This is a genomic window from Microbacterium sp. GW823-FHT02G05, from assembly GCF_058797175.1.
On the sequence record NZ_JBXAJK010000002.1, the window covers coordinates 188575 to 211345 of the forward strand.

General features: G+C 66.5%; 17 protein-coding genes. 8 read left to right on the forward strand and 9 right to left on the reverse strand.

The features are described from left to right. Positions 1–12: 12 nt before the first annotated feature. The 3 genes from AC1REM_RS10835 to AC1REM_RS10845 are packed head-to-tail and all read right to left on the reverse strand — an operon-like array spanning position 13 to position 2627. Positions 13–912: a 3-methyladenine DNA glycosylase gene (locus AC1REM_RS10835; RefSeq protein ID WP_492514646.1), complete on the reverse strand. Its 900-nt coding sequence runs from the start codon at positions 910–912 to the stop codon at positions 13–15. A gap of 10 nt (positions 913–922) precedes the next feature. Next, complete coding sequence (locus AC1REM_RS10840) at positions 923–1951, reverse strand: App1 family protein phosphatidate phosphatase (RefSeq protein ID WP_492514647.1); 1029 nt, start codon at positions 1949–1951, stop codon at positions 923–925. 4 nt (positions 1952–1955) lie between these two features. Continuing rightward, positions 1956–2627: a DedA family protein gene (locus tag AC1REM_RS10845; RefSeq protein ID WP_492514648.1), complete on the reverse strand. Its 672-nt coding sequence runs from the start codon at positions 2625–2627 to the stop codon at positions 1956–1958. A gap of 43 nt (positions 2628–2670) precedes the next feature. Here AC1REM_RS10845 and pabB point away from each other — a divergent pair, with 43 nt between their 5' ends. The 5 genes from pabB to holA all read left to right on the forward strand — a co-directional run bounded on the left by pabB (position 2671) and on the right by holA (position 10919). Beyond that, complete coding sequence (pabB, locus tag AC1REM_RS10850) at positions 2671–4032, forward strand: aminodeoxychorismate synthase component I (protein WP_492514649.1); 1362 nt, start codon at positions 2671–2673, stop codon at positions 4030–4032. 129 nt (positions 4033–4161) lie between these two features. Next, a complete protein-coding gene (gene leuS, locus AC1REM_RS10855) occupies positions 4162–6696 on the forward strand; it encodes a leucine--tRNA ligase (RefSeq protein ID WP_492515471.1) in 2535 nt (844 codons plus the stop codon). Between the two features lie 160 nt (positions 6697–6856). Next, on the forward strand, positions 6857–7489 hold the full coding sequence (locus AC1REM_RS10860; protein ID WP_492514650.1) for a ComEA family DNA-binding protein: 633 nt from the start codon (positions 6857–6859) through the stop codon (positions 7487–7489). Continuing rightward, on the forward strand, positions 7486–9843 hold the full coding sequence (locus AC1REM_RS10865) for a ComEC/Rec2 family competence protein (protein ID WP_492514651.1): 2358 nt from the start codon (positions 7486–7488) through the stop codon (positions 9841–9843). The genes AC1REM_RS10860 and AC1REM_RS10865 overlap by 4 nt, the downstream gene beginning before the upstream one ends. A gap of 38 nt (positions 9844–9881) precedes the next feature. Then, complete coding sequence (gene holA, locus AC1REM_RS10870; RefSeq protein WP_492514652.1) at positions 9882–10919, forward strand: DNA polymerase III subunit delta; 1038 nt, start codon at positions 9882–9884, stop codon at positions 10917–10919. Positions 10920–11037: 118 nt separating this feature from the next. Here holA and rpsT read toward each other — a convergent pair whose 3' ends face one another. Further along, positions 11038–11298, reverse strand: a complete 261-nt coding sequence (gene rpsT, locus AC1REM_RS10875; protein WP_204939831.1) for a 30S ribosomal protein S20 — start codon at positions 11296–11298, stop codon at positions 11038–11040. Between the two features lie 209 nt (positions 11299–11507). On the opposite strand from rpsT, the gene AC1REM_RS10880 reads away from it, so the two are divergent. Both AC1REM_RS10880 and AC1REM_RS10885 read left to right on the forward strand, forming a co-directional pair. Next, complete coding sequence (locus AC1REM_RS10880) at positions 11508–12863, forward strand: GH1 family beta-glucosidase (RefSeq protein ID WP_492514653.1); 1356 nt, start codon at positions 11508–11510, stop codon at positions 12861–12863. Further along, positions 12860–14107: an MFS transporter gene (locus AC1REM_RS10885; RefSeq protein ID WP_492514654.1), complete on the forward strand. Its 1248-nt coding sequence runs from the start codon at positions 12860–12862 to the stop codon at positions 14105–14107. Before AC1REM_RS10880 ends, AC1REM_RS10885 begins: the two co-directional genes overlap by 4 nt. Here the strand turns inward: AC1REM_RS10885 and AC1REM_RS10890 are convergent. The 5 genes from AC1REM_RS10890 to AC1REM_RS10910 all read right to left on the reverse strand — a co-directional run bounded on the left by AC1REM_RS10890 (position 14046) and on the right by AC1REM_RS10910 (position 20637). Next, the gene (locus AC1REM_RS10890) at positions 14046–14780 is read right to left on the reverse strand and encodes an alpha/beta fold hydrolase (protein WP_492514655.1); all 735 of its coding nucleotides are present in this window, start codon (positions 14778–14780) and stop codon (positions 14046–14048) included. The genes AC1REM_RS10885 and AC1REM_RS10890 overlap by 62 nt on opposite strands. A 71-nt stretch (positions 14781–14851) precedes the next feature. Then, a complete protein-coding gene (locus tag AC1REM_RS10895; RefSeq protein WP_492514656.1) occupies positions 14852–16558 on the reverse strand; it encodes an ABC transporter family substrate-binding protein in 1707 nt (568 codons plus the stop codon). A gap of 116 nt (positions 16559–16674) precedes the next feature. Beyond that, a complete protein-coding gene (locus tag AC1REM_RS10900; protein WP_492514657.1) occupies positions 16675–18732 on the reverse strand; it encodes an ABC transporter ATP-binding protein in 2058 nt (685 codons plus the stop codon). After that, positions 18729–19652, reverse strand: a complete 924-nt coding sequence (locus AC1REM_RS10905; RefSeq protein ID WP_492514658.1) for an ABC transporter permease — start codon at positions 19650–19652, stop codon at positions 18729–18731. The genes AC1REM_RS10900 and AC1REM_RS10905 overlap by 4 nt, the downstream gene beginning before the upstream one ends. Before the next feature lies 1 nt (position 19653). Further along, positions 19654–20637, reverse strand: a complete 984-nt coding sequence (locus AC1REM_RS10910; protein WP_204939837.1) for an ABC transporter permease — start codon at positions 20635–20637, stop codon at positions 19654–19656. Between the two features lie 231 nt (positions 20638–20868). Here AC1REM_RS10910 and lepA point away from each other — a divergent pair, with 231 nt between their 5' ends. Continuing rightward, positions 20869–22719 carry a translation elongation factor 4 gene (gene lepA, locus AC1REM_RS10915; RefSeq protein WP_204939838.1) on the forward strand — a complete coding sequence of 617 codons (1851 nt, stop codon included), beginning with the start codon at positions 20869–20871 and terminating at the stop codon, positions 22717–22719. Positions 22720–22771: the final 52 nt, after the last annotated feature.

Consider the following 22771-nt stretch of genomic DNA (forward strand, 5'->3'; position numbering starts at 1 on the left):
TATCTCGTGATCTTACGCGGCAGAGGGCTCGGTGCCGAGCCAGGCCTCCAGCAGCGCCGTGCGCAGAGTAGCTCCCCGCACGCTGAACTCGCGCTGACGTCGCACGTACTCCGCTTTGCCCTCCACCGTCTCGATGGCGACGGGCACCACGTCCCAGGCAGCAAGATCGTAGGGAGCAGCCTCCATGTCCAGCAGACGGATGTCCCGTGCGAGTTCGAACGTGTCGAGCAGCAGCTCTCCAGGGATCAGAGGACCGAGCTTCATCGCCCAGCGGTACAGATCCATGCCCGCGTGCAGGCATCCGGGCTGCTCGAAGTCCGGCTGCGTCTCGCGCGACAGCGCCAGACGGTTGCGGGGCACCGCGGGGGCCGTGAAGAAGCGGAAGGCATCGAAATGCGTGCACCGCAGCTCGTTCGACTCGACCACCGCATCGGTTCCGGCGCGTCCGAGACGCAGCGGAACCGGATGCCGCGTCTCATCCTGCTGGTAGACCATCGCCCACTCGTGCAAGCCGAAGCATCCGAACTGTCCGGGCCGTGCTGCGGTGCGTCGCAGCATCCGCTCGACGAGCTGCGCGAGCTCCGGCTTCTCGTGCGCGTACCGTGTGGCATCGGGGACGACACTGTCCGGACGATCGCCTGCCGAGTACCATCGCCACTCGGCACGCTCGGACGCGTCTTCGAGGACGACACCGGCCCCCGGATGCCAGCGACGCAACTGCGAGGGCTTGTAGCCGTAGTAGGTGAAGAGGAAGTCCCAGACCGGATGCTTCTCACCCCGCTGTGCCCGCGCACGGTGCTCCGCGCTCAGTCGATCCGCCCGCTCCTGGTGCGCGGTTTCCCGGGCGCGCCAGCGATTCCGAGTCAGCACCCGCGGAACCTCGGCGCGGATCGCGGGGGAGGAGGAAGTCATGACGATCGTCCTAGCGAAGGAGTCCGGCCTCGACGAACTTCTCAAGGATGCCCGCGCCGTCCTCGGCGCTCACCCACGGGACATCGTCGTCAGAATGATCTTCGGGCGCGACACGGCCACCCGCGAGCACCGCCTCGGCGGGGCGCAGTCGACGAATCGCCACACCCGCGACCGACGCCGGGTGCTCAGCGAGGAACTGCGTGTAGATCGCCTCGTCGTGCTGTCCGTCGTCGCCGATGAGCAGCCACTTGATGTGCGGGAACTCGACGGCAAGACGGCGAAGATTCGTCAGCTTGTGCTCGCGGCCGCTGCGGAACCAGCGATCGTGCGTGGGACCCCAGTCCGTCAGCAGAAAGGAACCAGCCGGGAACAGATGCCGCGAGAGGAATCGCGACAGGGTGGGGGCGATGTTCCAGGCCCCCGTGGAGAGGTAGAGCATCGGGGAGCCGGGGTTGTCGCGGAGAATCCGCTCCAGGAGCACGGCCATTCCCGGGACGGGAAGACGCGCGTGCTCGTCGACGACGAACGAGTTCCACGCGGCGACGAGCGGTCGGGGGAGAGCGGTGACCATGACCGTGTCATCGATGTCGGAGACCACCCCGAAACGGACATCCGCGGAGACGACGAAGACTCGGGCTTCGACAGGATCCTGACCCTCGACGCGCATCTGCATGCTCTGCCATCCGGACGGCAGCTCCTCATGGATGACCGCGTCGACGACACCGCCGCGGTCGGCGGTTACCTCATGCACACGCCCGTTGACCGTGACCTGGACGGTCGCGAAACTCACGGGGATTCCGACGAAGCTGCGCCAGCCGCGGACGCTCGCGAACTCGCCGCTGGCCGTGCGCGGCCGCGGCGGGACGATCAGCACGCGCCCGACAACGCGAACCCAACCAGGACCGCCATAGCCGGGGAAAGGCAGCACCGTCGCCGTGCGACCCCGTCTGCGGGCACGCCGCTCACGCCACGCGTGGAAGCGGTGCTCCAGGCGGGCGAACCAGTGGATCTTCCGCGGGCGGGAAGTGGGGGAAGCCATCACCTCAGTCTTTCACGTCTCCCTGAGGTTCCTCGGCGGTCGCCCGCATGTGACGCTCCTCCCGCTTCTGCAGGAGCTTCTTGCCCAGCAGAGCGGCGAGGAGAAACAGCACGATGACGCCCACGAAGATGTAGCCCGCGAAATGCACGGTGCTGGAGAGCTCGCGGTAGCTCCCGGCCGCGACGGATGCGACGCTCACGTAGGCGATCGACCAGATCACACAGGCGGGAGTCGTCCACGCGAGGAACCGCCGGTAGCTGAAGTTGCTCATCCCCACGGTGAGCGGCACGAGGGAGTGCAGAACGGGGAGGAAGCGTGAGAGGAAGATGGCGATGCCGCCGCGGCGCTGCAGGTACCGTTCCGAGCGCTCCCAGTTGTGCTCGCCGATCCGACGCCCGATCCATGAGTGCCGGATGCGCGGTCCCAGCCATCGCCCGAGCGCGAAGCCGATGCTCTCGCCGATGAGGGCTCCGATGATGACGGTGATGGCAAGCGCGACTCCCTGCAGGGGAGTCGTGACACCCATGGCGGCGACGATGACGATCGTGTCGCCCGGGACGATCAGTCCGATCAGGATGCTGGTCTCGAGCATGATCGCGATGCCCGCGAGGACCGTCCGAAGAACCGGGTCGACGGACTGCACGGTATCGAGCAACCAGAGCAGAATGTCGTTCACACCACGAGAGTAATGCGCCCGCACCGCCACGTACGCTGGGAGTGTGCACAGCCCGGCCTCTCTTCCTGCCCGCAGGCTGCCTGTCGATGTCGATCTCGCGGCCGTCTTCAGCGCGCTTGAGGCGAAAGCTGTGACGGGTGCGACGGGTGTGTTCTGGCTTGACGCGGGCGCGGATGCAGACAGCGGATGGAGCTATCTCGGGCGCGGCGTCGTGGCGGCAGATGCGAGCGCCGTCCGCGCGCAGTCTCTGAACGGCACGGGCCCCACCGAGCCAGGTCTTCCCCCGTTCCGAGGCGGATGGATCGGCTGGACGGGCTATGAGGAAGGCGCCGCGGTGGCCGGAGCGCCCGTGGCCGTCGACGACACGGTACCGGGCCAGACATGGATCGGCGTCACGCATCTGCTGGCGATCGATCACGGGAACGGCGTGCGGTGGGTCCTCGCGCAGGAGCACGAACTCGACGAGTGGATCGCCTGGCTCGTCTCCGTCGATGAAGGTCGCCAGAGAGCAGCATCCGCCTCCTCGGCGCGCGTCGCGCGCGCCCGACACGGAGTCGACGACTACACGGCCCTCGTCGAGCGGTGCCGTGAGGCGATCCGCGTCGGCGATGCGTATCAGCTCTGCCTCACGACCCGCTTCACTGTCGAGGATGCACCCGACCCGGTGCAGACATACCTGCGCCTGCGTGCGGCGAGTCCCGCGCATCACGGCGGCTTCATCCGAGTCGGCCCTCACGCGCTGCTGAGCGCGAGTCCGGAGCAGTTCCTGCACGTCTCCGGCGGCGTCGCGCGGACGCGTCCGATCAAGGGAACGCGCCCGCGAGGCGCCACCGCAGAGGCTGACGCGCGCCTCGCCCGTGAACTCGTGGAGAGCGAGAAGGAGCGGGCTGAGAATGTCATGATCGTCGACCTCATGCGCAACGATCTCTCTCGCGTCTCCGAGCCCGGAACGATCGCCGTCGAGGCGCTCTGGGCCGTGGAGTCGTATCCCGCGGTGCATCAGCTCGTCAGCACCGTGAGCGGCCATCTGACCGCCGGAGTGCTCCTCGGCGACCTCATGGACGCGGTGTTCCCCGCCGGCAGCATGACGGGAGCCCCCAAGCTGTCCGCGATGACGATCCTGCACGCACTGGAGGCCGCGCCGCGGGGCGTCTACAGCGGATGCTTCGGATTCATCGGCCTCGACGGTGAAGTCGACCTCGCGATGGTGATCCGCACGATCATCTACGTCGGAGGCACCGCCTCCGTGGGTGCCGGCGGCGGCATCACCTGGCTCTCGAACCCCGCAGAGGAGGCCGCGGAGGTCGCGACCAAGGCGCGCGCTCCGCTCGCTGCACTCGGTGCCGCGCTGCCCCGCGAGTGGTCAGATCTCCTGCAGAAGCAGGCTGCGGACGGCGCTCGCTGAGACGCAACAGGGGCCGGTCAAGTCGGATACCCTGGAATATCCGGCTTTCGCGCCGTTCCGCACCCGTAGATTGGTCCTTCGTTGTCTGAGCACGCGTCCTTCCCCGTCACCGAGTCCGCTGATGAGTCGCTGTCGGCGCACGAGCTTCAGGCCAAGTGGCAGAAGTACTGGGCCGAGAACGAGACCTTCCTCGCAGGTGGCGAAGACGACACGCGTCCGCGCAAGTACGTGCTCGCGATGTTCCCGTACCCCTCGGGCGACCTGCACATGGGGCACGCCGAGAACTACCTCTACTCCGATGTGGTCGCCCGCTTCTGGCGTCACCGCGGACACAACGTCCTGAACCCCATCGGATGGGACTCCTTCGGTCTGCCGGCGGAGAACGCCGCGATCCGTCGTGGTGCCGACCCGCGCGAGTGGACCTACCAGAACATCGCCCAGCAGAAGGCCGCCTTCCAGCAGTACGGCGTCTCGTTCGACTGGTCGCGCGTGCTGCACACCTCCGATCCGGAGTACTACCGCTGGAACCAGTGGCTGTTCCTGAAGATGTACGAGCGCGGTCTGGCTTATCGTAAGAAGAGCCCGGTGAACTGGTGCCCCAACGACCAGACGGTGCTCGCGAACGAGCAGGTCGTCGACGGCCGCTGTGAGCGCTGCGGCGCTGAGGTCGTGAAGAAGAAGCTCACGCAGTGGTACTTCAAGATCACCGACTACGCAGACCGCCTGCTCGATGACCTGAACCAGCTCGAGGGCTTCTGGCCGCACAAGGTGCTGCAGATGCAGCGCAACTGGATCGGTCGCTCGGTCGGCGCGGACGTGGACTTCACGATCGAGGGTCGCGAAGGCGCCGTGACCGTGTTCTCGACGCGCCCCGACACCCTGCACGGTGCGACCTTCTTCGTCGTCGCTCCCGACTCCGATCTGGCGGCGGAGCTCGCCGCGGATGCTCCGGAAGAGGTGCGTGCGCGCTTCACGGACTACCTGACGCAGGTGCAGAAGACGAGCGAGATTGATCGTCAATCGACTGACCGTCCGAAGACCGGTGTGTTCCTGGAGCGCTACGCGATCAACCCGGTCAACGGCGAGCGCCTGCCGATCTGGGCAGCCGACTACGTGCTGGCCGACTACGGTCACGGTGCGGTCATGGCCGTGCCCGCCCATGACCAGCGCGACCTCGACTTCGCCCGCGCCTTCGATCTGCCCGTCAAGGTCGTCGTCGATACGACGGCGCCGATCACAGGAGCGATGCCCGTCGTCGAGGTCGACGCTGATGGCGTGCCTGTCGACCCGGCGGCGACGCTCGAGGAGCAGCACCCGGCTCAGACCGGTGTCGCTCTCATCGGCGACGGTCGGATGATCAACTCGGGTGAGCTGAACGGCCTCTCCAAGCGCACCGCGATCGCTCGCACGATCGAGAAGCTGGAGGCAGCCGGAACGGGCCGGGCGGCGAAGAACTACCGCCTGCGCGACTGGCTGATCTCTCGCCAGCGTTTCTGGGGTACGCCGATCCCGATGCTGCATACGCAGGACGGCGGCATCGTGCCGGTCTCCGAAGAGCAGCTGCCGGTGCGCCTGCCCAGTGTGGAGGGTCTCGACCTCTCGCCGAAGGGCACGTCGCCTCTGGGCGCTGCCGAGTCGTGGGTGCGCACGGTCGACCCGACGACGGGGGAGCCGGCTCTGCGCGACCCCGACACGATGGACACGTTCGTCGACAGCTCCTGGTACTTCCTGCGCTTCCTGTCTCCGGGCAACGACGAGGCCGCCTTCACTCCTGAAGACGCTCGTCGCTGGGCGCCGGTCGACTCGTACATCGGCGGTGTCGAGCACGCGATCCTGCACCTGCTGTACGCGCGCTTCCTCACCAAGGTTCTGTTCGACATGGGTCTGGTCGACTTCACCGAGCCGTTCTCCAGCCTCATCAACCAGGGCATGGTCATCCTCAACGGGCAGAAGATGTCCAAGAGCAAGGGGAACCTGGTGCTCTTCCAGCAGGAGCTCGAGGCGCACGGCGCGGATGCGCTGCGTGTCGGCCTCGCCTTCGCGGGTCCGGTGGAAGACGACAAGGACTGGGCGGACGTCTCGATGACGGGCGCGCAGAAGTTCCTTTCCCGTGCGCTGCGTATCGCCCGGGAGGTGCAGTCTCCGGTCGGTGCGCCGTTCGCCCAGGGTGATGTGGCGCTGCGTCGCGTGACCCACCGTCTGCTCGCGGACGCGCCTGGTCTCGTCGAGCACACGAAGTTCAACGTGCTCGTCGCTCGTCTCATGGACCTCGTCAACAGCACCCGCAAGGCGATCGACGCGGGCGCGGGTGCCGCGGACCCGGCTGTGCGCGAAGCAGCGGAGACGGTCGCCGTCATGCTCGACCTCATCGCGCCGCACACCGCGGAGGAGATGTGGGAGGCTCTCGGACACGAGCCGTCTGTCGGACTCGTCGTCTGGCGTCAGCCCGAAGCCGACATGCTCGTGGAAGACACGGTCACGACGGCCGTGCAGATCAACGGCAAGGTGCGCAGCACTCTGGAGGTCCCCGCGCGGATCAGCGACACCGAGCTGGAGGCGCTCGCCCGCGCTGACGAGAAGGTGCAGCGCGCGCTCGAGGGCAAGGAGATCGTTCGTGTGATCGTCCGCGCTCCGAAGATCGTCAACTTCGCCGTCAAGGGCTGAGTTCGAAGCATCCGACAACGCGGCACCACGGCTTCGGCCGGGTGCCGCGTTGCTGTCTCCAAGGGCATCCGATTCTGCACAGACCTGGGTCCTCCCGCATTTCTCCACCGACGACGTGCACGAGGGGAGCCATGCGATCCGGCGAACCTAGCGTCGACGTGTGCCCACTTCGCCCGTTCCCGCACCGGATTCGCCTGATGAAGATGAGGGTCTGGCGCCGTCTCCTCGTCGCTTCCGGTTGAGTGTCGGCGCCGCGGTGGTGGTCGGCCTCATCGTGCTGTCAACGATCGTGGGCGTGGCCCTGGTGCAGGGCCAGGTCCGCCCCGCGGAGGCCATCGAGTGGGACGCCGTCGAAGAGACCGGCGCGCCGCGTGGAGCCGAGGCCTACGTGCATGTCCTCGGCGAAGTCGTCAATCCCGGGCTCTATGTGCTCGGGGCCGATGCACGCGTCGCAGATGCTCTGGCGGCGGCGGGAGGCACGACCGAGACCGCCGATCTGCAGAGCATCAACCTTGCCCGTCTCGTGAGCGATGGTGAGCAGCTGGTCGTGGCCGCGCTGTGGGCTTCGAGCGCGCCTGCCGCTCCTGGAGCCACCTCGGACGGAACGATCGACCTGAACACGGCGGATTCCGCAGCGCTGGAGGAGCTCCCTCGTATCGGACCAGCGATCGCGGAGCGAATCATCGCGTGGCGGGAAGAGAACGGGAGATTCCAGTCCGTAGATGATCTCCTCGCCGTCCCCGGCATCGGTGAGAAGCTGCTCGCGGGGCTGCGCAGCAAGGTGCGGGTGTGAGGGGGCGCGACCTGCGGCTGCTGCCCGTGGCACTGTGCGCGTGGACATCAGCGCTGCTGTGCGTGTACATGCCGGACCTGTCGGCGACCGTCATGTTCGTCGCGCTCGGTACCGCCGGCGTCGCGGGCGGCTCCGAATGGATCCGGCGTCGTACGCGGAGCGGGACGGCTCGGGTGTGGCAGAGGCATCTGCGAGCGGCGGCCGGGATGGTCGTGGTCTGTCTTGCTGCCGTTGCAGGTCCCGCACTCACAGTCACGATCGTGTCCCCTGAACGTGCCCAGGTCGCTGCCCTCGAGGGCGGCAGCGTGGACGTCGTCGTCGAGGTGCTGTCGAATCCGTCGCCGGGTTCCGACGGGCGGGTATGGGCGGATGCTCATGCCGTTGCTGCCGCGCGTCCTGGGCACGGAATTCAGGAGGCGAGCGCGCCCGTGCGGCTGGGAATTGCCGCAGAGGAGGTCGAGAGCGGACTGTCCCCGGGCATGCAGCTGCGCCTGCGCGCTGAGGCGAAACGAGCGGGTTCGGGGGAGCGGGCGGTTCTGGTGCTCTTCGGCCAGGGTTCCGCTGTTGTCGCCGAACGAGGGGGTTTCATCGCGGAACAGGCAGACCGCGTGCGGACGGCATTCATCGAGCGCGCGCTGCGCCTGCCCGCTCCGGGCGCAGCGCTCTTGCCTGGCCTCGCCGTGGGTGACACCCGCGCCGTGGACGAGAAGCTCAATGACGCGATGCTCGCGAGCGGGCTCTCCCACCTGACGGCGGTGAGCGGATCGAACTGCGCGATCGTGACCGCAGCGGCGTTCGGCGTGGTTGCGCTGCTCGGGGGAGGTCGGATGCTGCGCATCATCATCGCCGCCGTGAGCCTCGCAGGATTCGTGGTTCTTGTGACGCCGGAGCCCAGCGTGATTCGCGCCGCTGCCATGGCGGGACTTGCAATGCTCAGTCTGCTTCTCGGACGCCCGCGGGCGGGCTTCGCCGTGCTGCTGCTCGCGGTCACAGTGCTCCTGATCGCGGACCCGTGGCTGGCGTCGACGGCAGGCTTCGCGCTCTCTGCCGTCGCGACCGGAGCTCTGATCGTCCTCGCGCCGCCACTCGCTCGCGGGCTGTCTCGGTGGATGCCGTATCCCCTCGCGCTCGTTCTCGCCGTCCCTCTGGCAGCACAGCTGGCGTGCGGCCCGGTCATCGCGCTCTTCGCCGATAACCAGTCGCTGATCGGCGTCGTCGCGAATCTGCTGGCTGCGCCGGCGGCTCCCATCGCCACGGTCATCGGGCTCCTCTCGTGCGTGACCATGTTCCTTCCGTGGCTGGCTGATCTGCTCGCCGCGACGGCGTGGCTTCCTTCCGCCTGGATCGCGACCACCGCCCAGGTGACGGCAGAGCTTCCTCTGGCGACGGTGGCTGTTCCAGCCGGGGTGCTGCCGGCGGTGGGCATCGCGCTGCTGAGTGCGGCGCTCGGCTGGCTGTTACTCCGGTCGGCGGACGCACGTCCACGCTGGCTGCGAGCGGGGGCTCTGCTCATCGTCGCGGTCACGACGGCCGGAGTCGCCGGCGGGGCACTCGTGCGCGGACCACTCGCTCCGCTCTCACGCCCCTCCGACTGGAGCGTCGCCGCGTGCGACATCGGACAGGGAGACGCCGTGATCGTCCGTAGCGCCGGTCAGGTCGCGCTCGTCGACACGGGCCCGGATCCTGCGACACTCAGCGCCTGCTTAGAGTCGCTGGGCATCACCCGGGTAGATCTCCTCGTCCTGACTCATTTCGACCTTGATCACGGTGGCGGAATGGAAGCGCTGCGGGGCCGGATCGACACGGTTCTGCACGGACCGCCGACGGGCAGCAGCGACGTGCGCGCGCTGGAGAATCTGCGTGCAGGGGGAGCCACGCTCCACGAGGCGGCGCGGGGCCAGACCGGACAACTCGGTGACGCATCGTGGCGGGTTCTCTGGCCGCGTGCACCAGAACCGGTCTTCCCGGCGGGAAACGACGCCAGCGTCGTCTGGGAGATCAGCGGCGGGGGAGTCCCGCGGATGCTCCTCCTCGGCGATCTCTCCGCGGACGCCCAGCGTCTGATGCAGCGGGTGAGCGCGGTACGCGGGCCGTATGCGATCGTCAAGGTCGCGCACCACGGGAGCGCCGACCAGGACGCGGATCTGTACGCCGAAGCGGCCGCCCGGCTCGCGATCTTCACCGTCGGCGCGGACAACAGCTATGGTCATCCGCGGGAAGAGACCCTGAGCATGCTCGAAGCGACGGGAGCAGTGATCGCCCGTACCGACCTGCAAGGGCAGATCCTCATCACCCAGACCGACGAAGGTCTGGCGATCTGGACCGAACGAGAGGCAGCACCGAGTTCCGAATGACGGGCGGCGACGTCCGTGCCCGCCGGTAGGCTGGAGGCATGGCTGCTCCTCGTTCCTCCGCACGCGGCGGCGCGAAGGCGACGGCGATTCCTCAGGTCTCGTGGCGCAGCCCCCGTCCGGCTCCGATCGTGCTGGTGTCAGGCCCCGAAGAAGTCTGCGCGGAGCGCGCGATCGCCGGCGTGCGCGACTACCTTCGCGCAGAAGACGCCGCCCTCGAGGTCAGCGATGTGCGAGCGGACGACTATGCGGCGGGCACTCTACTCAGTCTCACGTCGCCCTCGCTGTTCGGTGAGCCGCGACTGGTCCGCGTCGCCGGCGTCGAGAAGTGCTCCGATGCCTTCCTGCAGGAGGCCATCGCCTACCTCGACCATCCGCAAGAGGGCGCGACCGTCATTCTGCGCCACACCGGTGCCACGGTCCGGGGCAAGAAGCTGCTCGACGCCTTGCGATCCGGCACTGGCGGCGGGGTCGAGATCGCCTGCCCGGCGATCAAACGCGATGACGAGAAGGTGAACTTCGCCACGGGGGAGTTCCGCGCCGCGAACAAGCGCATCGCGCCCACGGCACTGCGTGCTCTCGTCTCGGCGTTCGCTGACGACGTGACCGAACTCGCCGCCGCCTGTCAGCAGCTCATCAACGACGTCGACGGTGACGTCACTGACGACGTCGTGACCAGGTACTACGGCGGACGCGTCGAGGTCTCCGCCTTCGTGGTCGCAGATACGGCGATCGCCGGACAGTACGGGGCCGCGCTCGTCGCTCTCCGTCACGCCCTGGCCTCCGGAGCCGACCCTGTCCCGATGGTCGCCGCGTTCGCCATGAAGCTGCGCACCATGGCGCGTGTCGCCGGCAACCGAGAGCCCAGCAGACAGCTCGCGCAGCGCCTGGGCATGAAGGATTGGCAGGTCGACCGTGCGAAGCGCGACCTCGTCGGCTGGAACGAACGCTCCCTCGGGCTGGCGATCCAGGCCACCGCTCGCGCCGACGCCGAAGTCAAGGGTGGTGCGCGCGATCCGATCTTCGCCCTCGAGCGCATGGTCACCGTCGTCGCCACCCGCGCACCCTTCGGCGCCTGAGCACCGGTTCAGCACCTCGTATCGCCTCGCCCGCGGAAGCGGGGCTCTCAGCGACCTAACGAGTGAACGCCGAAGGCCCGCCTCCGAGGAGACGGGCCTTCGAGAAGAATGGGGTGGCTCAGAGAGCGGCAACCTTCTTGGCGATCGAGGACTTGCGGTTCGCCGCCTGGTTCTCGTGGATGACGCCCTTGCTGACGGCCTTGTCGAGCTTCTTGGTCGCCGTCTTGAGTGCGGTCTCGGCCGCAGCCTTGTCGCCAGCAGCGATCGCGGTGCGCGTGTTACGGATGACCGTCTTCAGCTCGCTCTTGATCGCCTTGTTGCGCTCCTGCGCCTTCTCGTTGGTCTTGTTGCGCTTGATCTGCGACTTGATGTTTGCCACGTGTGGAAACTTTCGTTCGAAGTGATGGTGGATGTGCTGCCAACGAGAGAGGGGCGTTGTACAGCGGTCGTGAGGGAAGAACCCACACGCAAGCCAATCACCGAGTCTACCAGGTTCGAGGGCGTCACATGCGCGGTACCGCTCCGCGCGTCGCGCGCCCGGGATGACGGGATGGTGCATGCTGAGCGAAGGAGACAAAGGAGTCGCCCATGACATCAGCGTCGTTGCCCGAAACGTCGTCATTCACTCACCTTGCCCGGCTGCGATGGTCTGCGGCCACGGCAGCGTTCCAGATCGAGGGAGCCCGGATCGCGGACGGGAGAGGGCGGTCGATCTGGGATGACTTCGTCGACACGCCGGGCCGCGTCCGCGATGGGAGCACAGCCGAGCCTGGTCCGGACAGCTATCACCGCAGCTCCGAGGATGTGGCGTTGCTGCACGGCCTGGGGGTGGACCGTTATCGATTCTCCGTCTCGTGGACGCGGGTGCTGCCAGATGCCTCCGGCCATTCGAACCAGAAAGGGATCGCGTACTACGATCGTCTCGTCGATCAGCTCCTCGCCGCAGACATCACTCCCTTTCCGACGCTCTATCACTGGGACCTGCCGGTGCATCTTGAGGAGCAGGGCGGCTGGCTGAACCGCGACACCGCCGAGCGATTCGCGGAGTACGCGGAGATCATCGCGGAGGCGCTCGGTGATCGCGTGGCGCACTGGTACACGATCAACGAGCCGGTGTCGACATCGCTGCAGGGGTACGCGATCGGCGAACTCGCGCCCGCCCGGACGATGCTGTTCGACTCCCTGCCCACGGTGCACCACCAACTGCTCGCCCACGGCCTGGCCGCGCAGCGTCTCCGCACGCACGGGGCGACGCATGTCGGCATCGTCAACAATCACACCGCCGTGGTTCCTGCGTCACTCAGCGAGAACGATCAGACAGCGGCATACATCTATGATCTGATCCACAACCGCCTTTTTGCGGATCCGGTGCTGCTCGGGGAGTATCCGGACCTCACCGCGCTGGGCGTAGAGCTTCCGGTGCGGTCGGGCGATCTCGACATCATCTCGGCGCACAACGACTTCTACGGCGTGAACTTCTACAATCCGACGCGGATCGGTGCCTCGAGCGGACCGGTGCCGTTCGAGATACTCCCGATTCCGGATGCTCCGCACACGGGGTTCGGTCCGCTGTGGCCGATCGTGCCCGAAGGGCTCACCGCCTTCCTGATCGATGCCAAGGAGCGGTACGGCGTCCATCTGCCCCCTGTGATCATCGGGGAGAACGGCGCCTCGTTCCCCGAGCCGGACCACGCCGACGGCATGATCGACGACCGCGACCGGATCCACTATCTGCGCGGGCACATCGAGGCCGTCGCTGCCGCGATCGCCGCAGGCGTGGATATCGAGGAGTACACCGTCTGGAGCCTCCTCGACAACTTCGAATGGGCGGAGGGCTTCACGCAGCGCTTCGGCCTCGTGCACGTCGACAGCGAGACATCCGCCCGCACTCCGAAAGCCTCGTACGACTGGTATCGCGCGCTCATCGCCGAGGCGCGGGCATGACGGCCGCAGCGCCGACCCGCGTCGGCGGCTCTTGGCTCACGCTCTTCACGATCGCCTGGTTGGCGATCTGGACCGTGCAGCTCACACCGGTCCAGCTCCTGCTCCCACTGCAGCTCGACAGTCAGAACACGGGCGGACAGTGGCTGGACGGCGTGGTGTGGTCGGGGATCGTCCTCTCGGTCGGAGGCGGTGCCGGAATCATCGCCGGCCCGCTCTCGGGGCGCCTGTCGGACCGTACCCGCTCGCGCTGGGGACGTCGTCGTCCCTGGGGAATCGGTGGATCGCTTCTCGCCGCCGCGTCGCTCGTCGTCACGGCCTTCGCGGATGGTCCTGTCGCGGTGGGGGCCGCGTGGGTCGGCGTCTCCGTAGGAATCGCCGTCGCCTCGACCGCGCTGACCGCCCTGATCGCCGACCAGCTCACCGATCAGCGGGGCGTCGCATCCGCGGCGGCCAGCTCGGCGCAGGCCGTCGGCATCGTCGTCGGCGTGGGGGCAGTCGTACTGCTCGGTCTGGGGATCGTCGAGTCCTACCTGGTTCTGGCCGGGTTCATCGCAGTCGTCGGTGTCGCCACAGCGGTGCTTCTCCCGGATCCGCCGCGCGCGGAGATCCAGGATGCGCCGAGGGGGCCACATTCCTCGTCGCTGCGCGACCGCGACTTCCTGTGGTTGCTCAGCGGGCGCCTCGTCGTGAACATCGGCAATGCGCTCGGCACGGCGCTACTGCTGTTCTTCCTGATCTACGGGATCGGCATCCCCGCGGCATCCGCGGAAGACAGCCTGCTCCTGCTCATCGTGGTCTACACCGTCTTCGTCGTCCTCGCATCCATCGCCGCCGGTGCGATCTCCGACCGCCGTGGAGCCCACCGTGCGCTCACGATCATCGCCGCGCTCATCCAGGGAGCGGCCGGCATCGCGATCCTCGCGAGTCCGACCTTCGAGATGCTCCTGGTGGCCGCAGGGCTCATGGGGACGGGCTACGGAGCGTACATGGCGGTGAGCCTGTCGTTCAGCACGCTGCTGCTGCGTGACCCGGAAGATCACGCACGAGATCTCGGAGTGGTCAACGTCTCGGCGAGCCTCGGGCAGCTGCTCGGACCACTGCTGGGCGCGGGGCTCGTCGCGCTCGTGGGCGGCTTCTGGCTGCTGTTCGCCGGCGCTGCGGCGCTCTCGATCGTCGGTGCCGTCATGACGTTCGCGGTGCGGAGTCCGCAACGCTCGCCGTCGCCAGCTGCAGCACCGCATTGAACACCGCCGGCCGCATCGCCGTGACGAGGTGCGAGGTGCGGGGGACCACGATGAGCTCCGCGTGCGGAGCCCATCGCAGGAACTGACGCTCGTTGGCCCGCAGCTGGTCGAACTGACCGTTCACGAACCACAGGGGCAGTCTCAGGCGCTGGAGGGCATCCGCGATATCGAGCCCCACCAGAGTGCTGAGAGCGGCATCCTGTGCGTCGAGCGCGTAGCCGCCCGCCGCGAAGTCGCCCCTCGTCTCCGGGGGGATCGTCGCGTCGAGCATCCGTTCCGAGAGCCAGAAGCCGCGATCCGGCAGCGAGTCGAGTGCGCGGGCGAGGAGCCGGTACGTGGCGAGTGCGGCACCTCGCGGCAGAGCGGTGCAGGACGCCGCGACGAGGCCCGCGAGCGGCGCCTCCGGGTGATCGGCGGCATACTGCAGTGACAGCAGACCGCCCATCGAGTGTCCGACGAGCAGGACAGGACCGTCGACGGATGCCGCCTGCACGGCCTCGTCGATCGTGTCGAAGGCACCCGACAGAGCGAACGGCTCCCCGCGGCGTGTGCCGTGGCCCGGGAGATCGACTGCAATCACCCGCTGACCCCGTCGCTCCAGGTCCTCCACCTGCGCGCGCCACATCGTGTGCGAGGTGCGGATGCCATGGACGAGGACGACGCTTGTGGCCATGCGCCCAGCCTAGACAACGCGAAAGCGGGGCCGGTGGAAAACCACCGACCCCGCTTCGAGTGCGAGAAGTCTTACTTCTCCCAGCCCACGTTCTCCACCGGCGTGACGCCGAAGAGGTCCAGGCCCACGTAGGGCTCCGGCGTCAGGTTGGCGAGGCCCTTCTTGACAGTGAAGATCGACGGACCGTTGTACATCGGGATGATGCCCCAGGTCTCGGCGAAGATCTCCGCCTCGAGCTTCATGGCCGCGGCCGTCTGCTTCTCGGGGTCCGAAATCGTCTCGAGCTCGTCGTGGATGCGTGCGTCGATCTCGGGGGTGCCCGTGGCCGACAGGTTCAGACCGCTGTCCGAGCAGTACAGCTGGCAGAACCAGGCGGCACCGAACGAGTCAGACGAGGTGAAGCGCAGGGAGAAGATGTCCCAGTTCTTCGAGGTGTAGTCCGTCGAGAAGTCCTGCGGCGAGCGCTTGTCGATGGTGACGTCGAAGCCGACGGCCTTGAGCTGCTGCTGCAGAGCCTTCGCGAGGGCCTCCTGCACGGGGTCGTCGCTGAAGATCGGGTAGGTGACAGCCAGCTTCTCGCCGTCCTTCTCACGAACGCCGTCTTCGCCTTCGGTCCAGCCCGCCTCTTCGAGGAGCTTCTTCGAGCCCTCGACGTCGTGCTTGTAACCCGCCTCTTCCAGAGCGTTGAAGTAGCCCGGCTGGAATGAGAACAGCGTGAACGAGCCGGCCGGCTCCTCCGTGTAGTCGAGGCCGTTCCAGGCGATCTGCTTCTGCTGCTCGAGGTCGATGGCCTTGAAGAACGCCTCGCGGACCTTGATGTCCTCGAACTGCGGCTTCTCCGAGTCGACCTGCATCAGCGTGTTGGCCGTCTGCATGGCGCGGTAGGTGACGACGTCTTCCATGTCGGCGACCTGTGCCAGGCGGTCCTTGGTGGCCGTGCCGACCATGTCGATCTCGCCCGCCTTGAAGGCGTTGATCGAGGCAGCGGCGTCCAGGCCACGGAAGGTCACCGTGTCAAGAAGCGGCTTGTTGCCCCACCACAGCTCGTTCGGCTCGAACGTCACGGTCTGGCCGTTGATGTCGAAGTCGGTGAGCTTGTACGGGCCGGCGCCCCACTCGGGGTGCGGGTTCTCGATGAAGCCCTCGTTGAAGATCTCCGGCGTGTTGACGGCCGGGTGCAGGATCTGCGTGAAGAGCATCTGCGGCCAGGCGAACTCGCCCTTGAAGGTGACGACTGCTTCCTTCTCGGAAGCGCCCATCTCGACCTTCTCGATCTCCTTGTAGCCGTCGGTCGCGTTGGGCGTGTAGCCCTCGTCGAACGAGCGGTTGGCGACCCAGGTCGCTTCGATGGCCGTCCAGTCCATCGGCGTGCCGTCGTTCCACGTGGCCTTGTCCGTGAAGGTGAACTTCAGAACCGTCTTGCCGTCTTCAACGGCGAAGTCCCAGGCGTCGAGGTAGGCGTCGTTCTTGTAGGGGGTGCCGTCGTCCTTCATGAGGACGACCTGCGGCTGGAACCACGAGGCGAGGCGCGTCGTGTCGGCCGAGGCGTCGCCGTTCAGGGGGTTCATCTGGGGAGTGATCTCGTTGATCGGGAAGGTGACCGTGCCACCCTCCTTGAGGTTCTCGCGGGGCTGCGGGTTGTAGTCCGCTGCCTTCACCTCGACGGGCTTGGCGTCGTCGCCGCCGGTGCTACCGCCGCCCGCTGCACAACCGCTGATCGCGAGTGCAAGGGCGCCGCCGAGAGCGATGACGCCCATCAGCTTCTGGTGCCGTTTCATGGTGCTCCTTCGTTGCCTTGTCGGCTTCTTGGGGGAATACGGGCAGATTATCCTGCCCCTCGGAAACGCGCCGGAAAAACTCGCGAACCGTTAACGGGTCGTAACGTTTCGGAGAATCACCGGTGATGGCAGGCGTTGCTGTGCGCCGACGACCCCGTGAGCTGGGGCACCTCGGTCTCGCACTGCAGCTTCTGCTCGGCGCCGAGCATTTTGTAGAGCGGGCAGCGCGTGACGAATGCACATCCGTTCGTCTGCTCCGTAGGGCTGGGCAGATCGCCCTGCAGCACGATCCGCTCGCGCGACCGCTCGATGTCTGGATCGGGGATCGGGATCGCCGAGAGCAGCGCCTGCGTGTACGGATGCTGCGGGTCGTCGAAGATCTCGTCGACATCGCCGTGTTCGACGAACGAGCCGAGGTACATCACGGCCACGCGATCCGCGATATGCCGAACGACGGAGAGGTCGTGCGCGACGAACAGGTACGACAGCCCGAGCTTCACCTTGAGCTCGTCCAGCAGGTTGATGACGCCCGCCTGGATCGAGACGTCGAGCGCGGACACCGGCTCATCCAGCACCACGATCTTCGGGTTCGTGGCCAATGCACGCGCGATGCCGATGCGCTGTCGCTGCCCGCCCGAGAAGGCGCCGGGGAAGCGGTTGCTGTGACTGGGGTCGAGGCCCACGAGGTCCATGAGCTCGTCGACGCGGGCATTGGCCGTGTCGCGGTCGATGCCGATCGCGCGGAGCGGCTCCGCGATCACATCCGCCACCGTCATGCGGGGATCGAGGGCACCCATCGGGTCCTGGAAGACGATCTGGATGTCGCGACGCAGCTCGCGCTCGTTGCGGTGTCCGTGCAGCTCCGACACCTTGGTGCCGGCGATCGTGATCTCGCCATCGGTCTGCTTGACCAAGTCCATGATCTGCAGAAGGGTCGTCGTCTTGCCGCATCCGGATTCACCGACGATCGCCATCGTCTCACCCTCGCGGATGTCGAACGAGACGCCCTTGACCGCGTGCACCTCGCCGACCTTGCGCTTCAGGAACGAACCCTTGAGCAGCGGGAACGACTTGTTCATGTTCTGCACGTCAAGCGTGACGGGACGATCCTCGCGGGGGATATCCTCGAGCGCGCTCACAGGGATCTCCGGCACGGGGAAGACGGGAACGCCGCCGATCATGCCGTTGCTGTCGATCTCGTGTGAGCGAATGCAGGCCGCGCGGTGCACGCCGTCACCGCCGGTGTTGACGTCGACGAGCGCCGGCTCGCCGGCGTGGCAGGCGGCAACGGCGATGGGGCAGCGTGCGGCGAAGGGGCAGGCGTCCGGCAGATTCACGAGAAGGGGCGGGTTGCCCTTCACCGGAACCAGCGGCGTCTTCTCCTTCTTGTCCACGCGCGGGATCGCACCCAGCAGACCGATCGAGTACGGCATCCGCGTGTTGTGGAACAGCTCGCGGACCGGGGCCTGCTCGACGGGCTTCCCCGCGTACATCACGAGCACGTCGTCCGCCGTCTTCGCGACCACGCCCATATCGTGCGTGATCATGATGACGGCGGCGCCGGTCTCACGCTGCGCCGTGGCGATGAGGTCGAGGATCTGTGCCTGGATCGTGACGTCGAGGGCCGTCGTGGGCTCGTCGGCGATGATCAGCTTCGGGTTGTTCGCCATCGCGATCGCGATGACGACGCGCTGGCGCATACCGCCCGAGAACTCATGCGGGAACGACTTCATGCGGCGCTCAGGGCTGGGGATGCCGACGAGGCGCAGCAACTCGATACCGCGGTTCCAGGCATCCGTGCGCGACATGCTCTTGTGCACGGTGAGCGCTTCGACCAGCTGGTCGCCGACCGTGAACACGGGCGTGAGAGACGTCAGCGGATCCTGGAAGATCATGGCGATGCCGTTGCCGCGGATGGCGGAGAGCTGCTTGTCGGTCTTGCCGAGAAGCTCCTGTCCGTCGAACATGATCGAGCCTGTGACCTTGGCGTTCTCGTCGAGCAGGCCCATGATCGCGAGCGACGTGACCGACTTGCCGGATCCGGATTCACCGACGATGCCGAGGGTGCGGCCCTCTTCGAGATCGAAGGAGACGCCGCGCACGGCATCCACTCGACCTGCTTCGGAGGCGAAACTGACCTTGAGGTCACGGACGGAGAGAATGGGGGCGGTCATGCGCGTCCTCCTGCAGCCGAGGTCGGGTCGAGTGCATCGCGCAGGCCGTCGGCGATCAAAGCCATTGACACGGTGAGCAGGGTGAGCGCACCGGCCGGGAAGTAGAACAGCCAGGGTGCACTCGTGATCGTGTTGGCGCCCGAGCCGATGAGGGAGCCCAGCGAGACATCCGGGATCTTCACGCCGAAGCCGAGGAACGACAGGCCGGTCTCGGTCATGACGGCGGTGACGACGCCGAGGGTGAAGTTGATCACGAGCAGCGAGCCGATGTTCGGCAGCAGGTGGCGCATCACGATCTTCATGCCGGGAACGCCCATGTACCGAGCGGCGTGCACGTACTCGCGCTCGCGCAGCGAGAGCGAGACGGTCCAGATGACGCGCGCCGGGAAGAACCAGCCGGTGAGCACCATGATCAGCGAGATCACCCGCCAGTCACCGCCCGCGTCGTTCGAGACGAGCGACAGGATCAGGAAGACCGGGATCACCATCAGGAAGTGGATGACGAGCAGCGTCGTGCGCTCGACGAGACCGCCGAAGTAGGCCGCGGCCGTGCCAACGAGTGCGGACAGCACGGTCGTGCCGATCGAGACGATGAGTGCGATGAGCAGTGAACGCTGCAGGCCGATTGCGACCTGCGCGAAGGTGTCGTTTCCGGCGCTCGTGGTGCCGAACCAGTGCTCTGCCGACGGGGGAGTGCCGATGTTGAGGAAGTCGAGCTCGATGTGGTCGTAGCGGGCCACGAGCGGGCCGATGATCGCGAACAGCACCAGCGCGATGAAGATGAACACACCCACCACGGCCGGCTTGTTGCGCATGAAGCGCTTCGAGTACAGTTCCCACTTCGACATGCGGCGACGCGGTGCGGGAGCAGTGGCGACAGCTGCGGCATCCGCGGAATCGATGATCTTCTCGTCAGTCATGTCAGCTCACCCGCACTCGGGGATCGAGGACCACGACGGTGATGTCGGCGAGAATCGCGCCGATCGCCGTCAGGACGGCGCCGAACGCCGCGATGGCCACAGTGGCGTGGATGTCGTTCTTGCTCAGGGCATCGATGAAGTATCGGCCCATGCCGTTCCAGGCGAAGATCGTCTCGGTCAGGATCGCGCCGGTGAAGACGGCCGGGATCGTGAAGGCGACCTGCGTGGCGACGGGAATGAGGGACGTGCGCAGAGCGTGCTTGCGGATCGCCTGCTGCTTCGTCAGACCCTTCGCCCTCGCGGTGCGCACATAGTCCGCGTTGATGTTGTCCAGCAGCAGCGAGCGCTGCAAGAAGTGGATACTCGCATAGCCGACCAGCACGAGGGCGATCGTCGGCAGGATCAGGTGCTGCAAGGCATCTATGAGGACGGGGAAGAACCCGGTGACGCCCTTGGATGATGAGCCCGTCACGTAGAAGATGCGGAAGCCGGCGAGGTCGTTGATGTTGATCGCGAGCAGCACGATGCCGAGCGCGGCCACGACGATGTTGATGTTCATCGTGATGATCGAGGTGGCCTGACCGATGCGGTCGGCGAGCTTGTACTGGCGCGATGCCGTGTACACACCGATCGCGATGCCGAGGATCGTCGTGATGATCGTCGCGCCGAGCACGAGTTCCGCGCTGACCCACATGCGATACGCGACCTGATCGTTGACCGACTGCCCGACGGGGCTGACGCCCCAGTCCCAGCGGAAGATGATCCCGCTGAACCAGTTCCACCACCGTTCGGCGAGGGGAACAGTGTCGCTCAGATTTCGCGGCGTGAGCGTCTGAACGATCTGCTCTTCGGTTGCGGGTGGGCGGCGGCCGACGAAGTTGCTGCGCGGGTCAAGGAAACCCCACGCGAGGAAGTACGTGATGTTGGTCGCCACCACGATCATGAGCAACCAACCGAACAGGCGGCGCAACAGGTACTTGATCAAGGTGGATGTTCTTTCTCTCTCACAGACGTCATCGGGATCGCCGATAACGCGCTGAGAATGGGTACTTGTAGGTACAAGCCCTGTGACGAGTCGGCGACGTTGCAGACTCGCTGCGAGGACGTTACTGAGTCATGGCGAAGATGACACTCAGTGCCATCGCAACCTTGGGGACACTATCACTTCTCTCTTGGAATCGAGGTTGACGCCGCGCCACGGTACTCTGGATTGGATATGTCACCACGTGCTTCCACCCCCCTGAGTCCGGCTGCAACGCCGCCTGCGCAGATCCGCAATTTCTGCATCATCGCGCACATCGACCACGGCAAATCGACTCTTGCCGACCGGATGCTCCAGATCACCGGTGTCGTCTCTGACCGTGACATGCGGGCGCAGTACCTCGACCGCATGGACATCGAGCGCGAGCGCGGCATCACGATCAAGAGCCAGGCGGTGCGCATGCCCTGGTCTGCGGGCGGTGAGACCTTCGCACTCAACATGATCGACACCCCGGGCCACGTGGACTTCACGTACGAGGTGTCCCGTTCGCTTGCGGCCTGTGAGGGCGCGATCCTCCTCGTCGACGCGGCGCAGGGCATCGAAGCCCAGACCCTGGCGAACCTCTACCTTGCTCTCGAGAACGACCTGCACATCATCCCTGTGCTGAACAAGATCGATCTGCCGGCGGCCGACCCCGAGAAGTTCGCGAAGGAGCTCGCCTCGCTCATCGGCGGTCACCCCGACGACGTCCTCCGCGTCTCGGGCAAGACCGGTGTCGGCGTCGAAGACCTGCTCGACCGCATCGTCGAGCAGATCCCTGCACCGAAGGGCGACCCGGATGCTCCGGCGCGCGCCATGATCTTCGACTCCGTGTACGACTCGTACCGCGGTGTGGTCACGTACGTGCGAATGGTCGACGGCAAGCTGGAGCCGCGCGAGCGCATCCAGATGATGTCGACACGTGCCACGCACGAACTCCTTGAGATCGGTGTGTCCAGCCCCGAGCCGATCCCCACGAAGGGGCTCGGCGTCGGTGAGGTCGGCTACCTGATCACCGGTGTGAAGGATGTGCGCCAGTCGAAGGTCGGCGACACCGTCACAACGCTGCGAAAGCCGGCGGAGGAGTCGCTTCCCGGCTACACCGACCCGAAGCCCATGGTCTATTCGGGGCTGTACCCGATCGACGGCAGTGACTACGCGGATCTGCGTGAGGCACTCGACAAGCTCAAGCTGTCAGATGCATCGCTCGTCTACGAGCCCGAGACATCCGTCGCACTCGGCTTCGGCTTCCGCTGTGGTTTCCTCGGTCTGCTGCACCTCGAGATCATCACCGAGCGTCTGAGCCGCGAGTTCGGCCTGGATCTCATCACGACGGCGCCGAGCGTGATCTACGAGGTCACGACCGACACCGGTGAGAAGGTCACCGTGACGAACCCGAGCGAGTACCCGGACGGGCGGGTCGCCTCGGTGGCAGAGCCCGTGGTGAAGGTCGCGATCCTGCTGCCGAAGGACTACGTCGGAACGGTCATGGAACTCTGCCAGTCGCGCCGAGGGTCGCTTCTGGGCATGGAGTACTTCAGCGAAGAGCGCGTCGAGCTGCGCTACAACATGCCGCTCGGTGAGATCGTCTTCGACTTCTTCGATCACCTGAAGTCGAAGACGCAGGGCTACGCGAGCCTCGACTACGAGCCCGCGGGCCAGCAGACGGCCGACCTCGTGAAGGTCGACGTGCTGCTGCAGGGAGACAAGGTCGACGCCTTCAGCGCGATCGTGCACCGTGACAAGGCCTACGCCTACGGCACGCTCATGACCGAGCGTCTGCGCAAGCTCATCCCGCGTCAGAACTTCGAAGTGCCGATCCAGGCGGCGATCGGTGCCCGCATCATCGCCCGTGAGACCATCCGCGCCCTGCGCAAGGACGTCCTCGCCAAGTGCTATGGCGGTGACATCAGCCGTAAGCGCAAGCTCCTCGAGAAGCAGAAGGAGGGCAAGAAGCGCATGAAGATGGTCGGCCGCGTCGAGGTTCCGCAGGAGGCGTTCATCGCCGCGCTGTCGGGCGACGTCGAAGGCAAAGACAAGAAGTGACAGGGGCGCGGCCTGACGTCCTCGACGTCGGGCCGCGTGTCCGGTGTCTGCT

Coding starts and splice junctions, on each gene's coding strand:
- AC1REM_RS10895 (WP_492514656.1), bottom strand. CDS start 16,558: ATGAAACGGCACCAGAAGCTGATGGGCGTCATCGCTCTCGGCGGCGCC.
- AC1REM_RS10900 (WP_492514657.1), bottom strand. CDS start 18,732: ATGACCGCCCCCATTCTCTCCGTCCGTGACCTCAAGGTCAGTTTCGCC.
- holA (WP_492514652.1), top strand. CDS start 9,882: ATGGCTGCTCCTCGTTCCTCCGCACGCGGCGGCGCGAAGGCGACGGCG.
- AC1REM_RS10840 (WP_492514647.1), bottom strand. CDS start 1,951: ATGGCTTCCCCCACTTCCCGCCCGCGGAAGATCCACTGGTTCGCCCGC.
- AC1REM_RS10905 (WP_492514658.1), bottom strand. CDS start 19,652: ATGACTGACGAGAAGATCATCGATTCCGCGGATGCCGCAGCTGTCGCC.
- AC1REM_RS10890 (WP_492514655.1), bottom strand. CDS start 14,780: ATGGCCACAAGCGTCGTCCTCGTCCATGGCATCCGCACCTCGCACACG.
- lepA (WP_204939838.1), top strand. CDS start 20,869: ATGTCACCACGTGCTTCCACCCCCCTGAGTCCGGCTGCAACGCCGCCT.
- AC1REM_RS10885 (WP_492514654.1), top strand. CDS start 12,860: ATGACGGCCGCAGCGCCGACCCGCGTCGGCGGCTCTTGGCTCACGCTC.
- AC1REM_RS10835 (WP_492514646.1), bottom strand. CDS start 912: ATGACTTCCTCCTCCCCCGCGATCCGCGCCGAGGTTCCGCGGGTGCTG.
- AC1REM_RS10880 (WP_492514653.1), top strand. CDS start 11,508: ATGACATCAGCGTCGTTGCCCGAAACGTCGTCATTCACTCACCTTGCC.